Annotated in this window: 5 protein-coding genes and 1 pseudogene; 3 read left to right on the plus strand and 3 right to left on the minus strand. The window is 63.5% G+C overall.

Annotated features, from left to right (window positions below):
- Positions 1–46 precede the first annotated feature (46 nt).
- Positions 47–1237, minus strand: coding sequence for a nitronate monooxygenase family protein (locus tag U4Y91_RS35680; protein WP_321808986.1), 1191 nt, complete (start codon positions 1235–1237; stop codon positions 47–49).
- Positions 1238–1365: 128 nt separating this feature from the next.
- Positions 1366–2802, minus strand: a complete 1437-nt coding sequence (locus U4Y91_RS35685; protein ID WP_321808987.1) for an aldehyde dehydrogenase family protein — start codon at positions 2800–2802, stop codon at positions 1366–1368.
- A gap of 268 nt (positions 2803–3070) precedes the next feature.
- Between U4Y91_RS35685 and U4Y91_RS35690 the strand changes: the two genes are divergently transcribed.
- A complete protein-coding gene (locus tag U4Y91_RS35690; protein ID WP_321808988.1) occupies positions 3071–3436 on the plus strand; it encodes a hypothetical protein in 366 nt (121 codons plus the stop codon).
- 251 nt (positions 3437–3687) lie between these two features.
- On the opposite strand, the pseudogene U4Y91_RS35695 reads toward U4Y91_RS35690, so the two are convergent.
- A pseudogene (locus tag U4Y91_RS35695) lies at positions 3688–3813 on the minus strand (hypothetical protein); the annotation flags it as partial.
- A 43-nt stretch (positions 3814–3856) separates the two neighbouring features.
- Here U4Y91_RS35695 and U4Y91_RS35700 point away from each other — a divergent pair.
- Positions 3857–4825, plus strand: coding sequence for a site-specific integrase (locus U4Y91_RS35700; protein ID WP_321808989.1), 969 nt, complete (start codon positions 3857–3859; stop codon positions 4823–4825).
- 331 nt (positions 4826–5156) lie between these two features.
- Positions 5157–6014, plus strand: coding sequence for an AbiJ-NTD4 domain-containing protein (locus U4Y91_RS35705; protein ID WP_321808990.1), 858 nt, complete (start codon positions 5157–5159; stop codon positions 6012–6014).
- The last annotated feature ends 136 nt before the right edge of the window (positions 6015–6150 follow it).

The raw sequence follows: 6150 nt of genomic DNA on the forward strand, positions 1-6150 counted from the left end.
TGCATTCCATTCTGCTCGTAGGGTCTTTTCGTCGTTTTGATATCCGTCAAGCCAGCGTAAACATCGGACGGTTTGTCGCAGTCGCCGCGGCACGGCCCGTCAGCAGCAGATCGAGCAGATCGCGCACGCTGCGGATCGCGTTGCCGAACGGCAGTGCTTCGCGGCCGCGGAAGAACAGGCCGTTCGCGACGTCGCCTCGCAACGCGGCCGCGAGCCGCGTGTCGATGCAGAAATGGCCGAACTTTTCGATGCCGTCGCGCAGCCCGCAGACGCTCAGGCACTCGAGCGCGGTCGGGCAGCGCTGCCTGAACGCGCCGAGCTTGTCGCGAATGCGCGTTTCGTTGCGCAGGTAGCGATCGAGCCACGGTGTCTTCACCGCGCGCGCCGGCAGCCCCGTCACGCTGACGAATTCGACGATGTCGTCGGGTAGCGCGTCGGCCAGTACGCGCTTGAAGTTCGGATGCGCGTCACCTTCCTCCGTCACCGCGAACGGCGTTCCGACCTGCACGCCGTTCGCGCCGGCCGCGAGCGCCGCACGTACCGTGTCGTGACTGTTGATCCCGCCCGCGACGATCAGCGGGATCGTGTCGCGCGCCAGGCCGAGCGACGCCATCACCTGCGCGGCCTCGTCGAGCACGCGCGCGAAATCGAAGCGCGCATCGTGCATGTCGTCGATCTGCGTGACCCCGAGGTGGCCGCCCGCATGCGCGGGATGCTCGATCACGATCGCATCCGGCAGCCGCCCCTTCTTCATCCACTTCTTCAGCACCAGCGCGATCCCGCGGCTGTCCGACAGGATCGGGATCAGCGCGATGTCGCGGCCCTGCGTGAGATCGGGCAGATCGAGCGGCAGGCCCGCGCCCATCACGATCGCGTCCGCGCCTTCGTCGCACGCGACGCGCACGTAGTCCGCATGCGCGCGCACCGCCTTCATCACGTTGACCGCGATCATCCCGCAGCCTTCGCCGTAGGTCTTCGCGAGGCGAATCTCGCGCGCGAGCGCGTCGAGGTTCGCGGCCTCGAGCGTCGCGCGGTCGGGATTCACGCGACAGCGCGCGAGCAGGTCCGCGTGGTGGTGACGCAGGTCGATGCTCGCGATCGTGCCGAGCGCGCCTTCGCGCGCGACGCTGCCCGCGAGGCGGTGCGCGGAGATGCCGACGCCCATGCCGCCCTGCACCACGGGCAGCAAGGTGCGGCCGCGAATCGTGAGCGGCGGGAAGGAAGTGCGTGCGGTCATCTGAACCTCGTCGAAACATCGGAAATCGGAAACGCGATGATCGACGATCCACCGACGCGCATCTTGACGGCCGTCAATAAAAAAACGGCACGCGAGCGTGCCGTTTCGGGTCAAGCGGCGTGAGACGCTCAGGCCGGATTCGCCGGCTTGAGCTGCATCGACTTGTATTCGAGATACTCTTCGAGCCCGTACACGCCGTTCTCGCGGCCATGCCCCGACTGCTTGTAGCCGCCGAACGGCGCGGCGCTGTTCCACGTGCCGCCGTTGATGTCGACCTGCCCCGTGCGGATGCGGCGCGCGACGCGCATCGCGCGTTCGTCGCTGCCCGCCCACACCGCGCCGCCGAGCCCATAAGGCGAATCGTTCGCGATGCGCACGGCTTCGTCTTCGTCGCGATACGTGATGATCGACAGCACCGGCCCGAAGATTTCTTCCTGCGCGATCGTCGATTTCGGATCGACGCGGCCGAACACCGTCGGCTTCACGAAGAAGCCCTTCGCGAGCCCTTCCGGCAGGCCCGTGCCGCCCGTCACGAGTTCCGCGCCGTCGTCGATCCCGCGCTGGATGTAGGCCTGCACGCGCTGCTGCTGCACGGCCGATGCGAGTGCGCCGAGGCGCGTCGTTTCCTGGCGCGGGTCGCCCGCGACATACGCTTCGGCCGCCGCCTTCGCGAGCGCGCGCGCCTCGTCGTAGCGCGCTTCCGGCACCAGCATCCGCGTGTGCGCCGAACAGGTCTGGCCCGCGTTCAGGTAGCACGCGTTGACCGTGCCCTTCACCGCCGTCGCGAAATCGGCATCGTCGAGAATCACCGACGCCGACTTGCCGCCCAGTTCGAGCGCGACGCGCTTCACGCCCGCAGCCGCGAGTTCGGCCACGCGCTTGCCGGCGCGCGTCGAACCCGTGAACGACACCATGTCGACGTCCGGATCGGTCGCCAGCACCTCGCCGACGACCGGGCCGTAACCGCATACGAGGTTGAACACGCCCGGCGGCAGGCCCGCTTCGTGAATCGCCTCCGCGAGCATGAACGCGTTGAGCGGCGCGACTTCGGATGGCTTCAGGACGACCGTGCAGCCGGCCGCGAGCGCCGGCGCGACCTTCAGCGTGACCTGGTTGAGCGGGTAGTTCCACGGCGTGATCGCCGCGACGACGCCGACCGGCTCGCGCACCACCAGCGAGTTGCCGACCGTCGCCTCGAATTCGAACGATTCGGCGAGCTTCGCGTACGCCTTCCAGTTGTAGATCGGGCCGCCGACCTGGATCGCACGCGACAGCTTGATCGGCATCCCGACTTCGCCGGTGATCGACTGTGCGAGTTCCTCGCTGCGCGCCTGCAGACGCTCGACGATCTTGCGCAGGTAGCCCGCGCGCGTCGCGGCCGGCGTCGCGGCCCACGCGTCGAACGCCGCACGCGCCGCGCGGATAGCATCCTGCGCGTCCGACGCCGCGCCCTCGGGAATCCGGCCGATCACGGCCTCGGTGCCCGAGTCGATCACGTCGATCGTGCCCGTTCCGGCCGGCTTGCGCCATGCACCGTCGATGTAGAACTGGTTGTAGATTTTCATCGCTTCCTGTCTCCCGGAAAACGGCCATTCTAACGAGTGTGGCGCGGCCCGGCGATCACACCGGACCAGACCGCAAACGCCACCGAACGGTCCGCACGGACGCCGGCGAACGGGTGCCGGATGCCGGCTGCCCGCGGCTGCGGCATCCGCGCCACGCCGGCACGCCACGAGGCCGCACGACGTGGCCCGCATCGTGCTATGTTTTTAGTATCGGCGCCGGCCGCTGCAGCCCGCGCCACCCGGAATCGATGCCTTCGTGAGCGCTGCCATGACCGACGCATCCCATATCCTCGGCTCGCAAGATCGCCTGGAGCTGCTGTGCTGGCTCACCTGCGGCAATCTCGGCGCGTTTTACCTGAACGAAACCTGGCCGGACGCATCGTTCCAGGTGCAGGCCGCGCACCGCTGGCTCGACCACCATCACCGGCAGGCCGACTGGCTCGCGATCGCGAAGCTGGCCGCGCTGGCGCAGGACATCGCAAAGCGGCACGCCGACTTCGTCGACGCGTCGTGGGCGCGTGACGCGGTCGAGGAAATCGTCGATACCGACGATCTCGATTACCGGGCGAAACTCGTGCAATGGGTGTACGAAGATTGCTGCAAGGCGCTCGCCGACAAGCGGCTCGCGGATTGACGCGACGGGCGCCGGGCGACGGGCGACGCGCGAGATGGCGCGCCTGTTGCGGTCGCGGCGGCTGCCGGCCGGAAACGGCGCCGCCGCGTTGAATCGTCATTGAGGGTGCCGCACCCGACCTGACATTTCCCCTTCAATGGCCGTCGAGCCGATCCGGTAACGGCGAGCGTCTGCCCGAATACGAAAAAGCCCGCCAGGCTTGCACCTGGCGGGCTTCCGGTACATCAGGCCGGGCATGGCCGCCCGGGCAATTACTCCTGCCCCTGACTCGTCAGGAACTCCTCGTAATTCCCGCCGAAGTCGAACAGCGTGCCGTCCGTGCGCACTTCGATGATCCGGTTCGCCAGCCCGCTCACGAATTCGCGGTCGTGCGACACGAGACCACTTTCATGTTCTTAATCAATCACTTGGAGAGCATGAATGGCCACAATCACCCTGCGTGGGACAAAATGGCAGGTCAAAATCCGCCGTAAGGGGCTCCCCAGCCTGTCCGCAACCTTCGCCAGTGAGGAAGCTGCTACGCGCTGGGCTGCGGAACACGAGCCCGGACATGCGGCCAAGGTCATTGATACCGGCCCGACTGTCGGGGACCTGTTCCGGAAGTACATAGAACATCCTATGCCGGGAAAGCGGTCGAGCGAATGGGACCGCCGAACGCTTCAACGGATGCTCAGGAAGGAAAAGAAACTCTGTTCCGTTCCCGCTGCCCAGCTCAACAAGTCCCACCTTGCCGAATGGCGCGACCGGCGCATAACGGAAGTGCTCGGTAGCTCCGTAGGTCGCGAGCTGGACGCTATCTCAGCCGTCTACCGAGTCGCGATAGACGAATGGGACGTGGGTATCACGGTCAACCCTGTACGTGGCTTCCGGCGCCCTAAGCTCCCCCTTCCGCGTGACGTGCGGCTAATGGCCGGTGACGATGAGCGGCTGATTGAGAAGGCGCTAGACTTCAACCGCGAGATTGCCCCCGCAATCATCCTTGCCATTGAGACAGCCATGCGCCAAGGTGAGATAGCAAAGCTGCGCTGGGAACACATCGACCTTGAAGCGCGCACGGCATTTCTCCCTATGACAAAGAATGGAACGCCCCGCAAGGTCCCTTTATCCAGTCGAGCTATCGAAGCGCTCACGTGGTGCGCCCCACCTCATAAGGGGCGGGTCTTCAAGCTCACTCAGTCCGCCATGAAGTACGCTTTCTGCCGTGTCCGCGATGAATGCGGCCTTGGCACACTTCATTTCCATGACCTGCGGCACGAAGCAGCTAGCCGCCTGTTTGAGAAAGGACTGAATGTGATGGAGGTTGCGGCCATCACCGGCCATAAGAATCTGAAGCACCTCCAGCGCTATACACACCTTCGCGCTGAAGACTTGGCGCTCAAACTGGGCTAAGGGATGGCGGGCCACTCGCGCCCGCCCTTTTCCCTACCAGCGTTACACTTCAGATACCCAAGGCTGTAATACTGACAGCACATCAGCTACCGTTGCCAGCGACTATGGGCGAACAAGTGGGAACACGCAGCGCCCGAATTTCAGCATTCGATGGCTGACCGTCTTCGCGATGTTGGCTGCCCTACGGAAGTTCGCCATTCAATTGGCGGATGGGCAACCAAGGATGAAGCTGCGGGGTACGGCAAGGGGTACAGCCTTCCCATCAAGCGCGAGTGGCTAGGTAAGGCTGTTGGCTAAACCACCGGCTTATTGATAAAAAGAAGCGGGACCAATGAGACCACGATTTTCCGACCGTATCGGCGTGACCCATACGCCCCAGTTGCTACAAGTCAATGAGATGGACCTTCCGCTCAGGTCGTCTCTATGGAACGTCATCTATGCGCTATTTGAATCGCATGACTTCTCGAAATGGGTCAGCATGGCGCGCGCGCTGTCTGTCAGTATCACGAAAACTCCGGTCGATGACTTGCCGCACGGCCCATACAGGCAAAAGCAATGGGTGCGGGACCAGTATGACGAGATGGAATGGTATGAGGTGTACAACCTCATCGAGTTCCTAGCGGAATCTGCCTATTCGATTCTGTACGGTACGGGTGGCCCAAGCACAAAGGTTATCAGCTTGTTCAACAACGTATTGGAGCGTGAGCGCTCAGGCTATCGATTCGTGGCCGGCGTACTCACGCCGATAACGAACAAAGAAGAGGTTGGTGCGGTTGAGGATGCAATCCGCTCGACAGAAAGGGCAGCGCTTGCAGGAGCAAACGAACATCTACAGACCGCCCTGGCCCTGGTAGGCAAAAAGCCGGAACCGGACTACCGAAACGCCACGAAAGAAGCGATTAGCGCGATTGAATCGGTCGCTAAAATTCTTGGCACGTCATCAGCGCAGGGGCTTTCGGGTGCGCTGGCCGACCTGAACAAGAAGGTGGAGATTCATCCGTCGTTGCGTAATGCGTTCGTCAAGCTCTATGGGTACGCGAGTAACGAGGAGGGGGTGCGGCACTCACTAGGCGATGAAGCCGCAAACGTCGGTTTCGATGAAGCCAAATACATGATTGTGGCTTGCTCGGCATTTATGAACTATCTCATCTCGAAAGCTAATGCCGCTGGTCTACTGACAGGGAAGTAGCAAGCACGGCTTCGTCGTCTGCTCGCTGGCCTCACGGCGGCGATTCACTAGGGAACCACACACCCTAGTGGAACGCTCACGGGTTAAGGCTGCTTTTCCACTATACCCTAGGGGCTTCTGACCTTTCCCCTCCGAA

The sequence above is a fragment of the Burkholderia sp. BCC1993 genome, assembly GCF_905339865.1.
In the GTDB taxonomy this organism is placed as follows: domain Bacteria; phylum Pseudomonadota; class Gammaproteobacteria; order Burkholderiales; family Burkholderiaceae; genus Burkholderia.

Bases quoted from the DNA above. Each gene is read 5' to 3' on its own strand.
- U4Y91_RS35680 (WP_321808986.1), bottom strand. From the start codon at position 1,237: ATGACCGCACGCACTTCCTTCCCGCCGCTCACGATTCGCGGCCGCACC.
- U4Y91_RS35685 (WP_321808987.1), bottom strand. From the start codon at position 2,802: ATGAAAATCTACAACCAGTTCTACATCGACGGTGCATGGCGCAAGCCG.
- U4Y91_RS35690 (WP_321808988.1), top strand. From the start codon at position 3,071: ATGACCGACGCATCCCATATCCTCGGCTCGCAAGATCGCCTGGAGCTG.
- U4Y91_RS35700 (WP_321808989.1), top strand. From the start codon at position 3,857: ATGGCCACAATCACCCTGCGTGGGACAAAATGGCAGGTCAAAATCCGC.
- U4Y91_RS35705 (WP_321808990.1), top strand. From the start codon at position 5,157: ATGAGACCACGATTTTCCGACCGTATCGGCGTGACCCATACGCCCCAG.